This is a genomic window from Streptomyces sp. SID12501, from assembly GCF_010550245.1.
Classification (GTDB): Bacteria; Actinomycetota; Actinomycetes; order Streptomycetales; family Streptomycetaceae; genus Streptomyces.
This window is the reverse complement of sequence record NZ_JAAGLU010000967.1, coordinates 1-398: the sequence shown is the minus strand read 5'-3', so window position 1 is coordinate 398 and position 398 is coordinate 1. Positions and strand designations below refer to the sequence as shown.

Below are 398 nucleotides of genomic sequence, written 5' to 3'. Positions count from 1 at the left end.
CGCCGCCGTACGGGCGGCCACCTCGGCCTCCGCCCGGCGGCGGGCCTCCTCGGCCCGTACCAGCGCCTCCTCCGCCTTCCGCTGCTTCTCCAGCCGGAGCGCCTCGGCCTCCTTCCGGAGCCGCGCCTCCTCCTCGGCCTGCCTGCGGAGGCGTTCCTGCTCGGCCTCGCGGGCCCGCTCCTCGGCCTCCAGCCGCCGGCGGTCCTCCTCGGCGCGGCGGCGGGCCTCCTCGGCACGCTGCCGGGCCTCCTCCGCCTGGCGTTCGGCCTCGCGCTGCCTGGCCTCCTCCAGCTCGCGCTGCTTGCGCTCCTCCTCCTCGGCGCGCAGCCGGGCGAGCTGCTCCTGGCGCTCCTTCTCCAGGCGCTCCTCCTCGGCCTTGCGCGCGGCCTCTTCCTCCG

Annotated in this window: 1 pseudogene; it reads right to left on the bottom strand. The window is 78.6% G+C overall.

The annotated features are described in order from the left end of the window. A pseudogene (locus tag G3I71_RS49365) lies at positions 1–398 on the bottom strand (dTMP kinase); the annotation flags it as partial.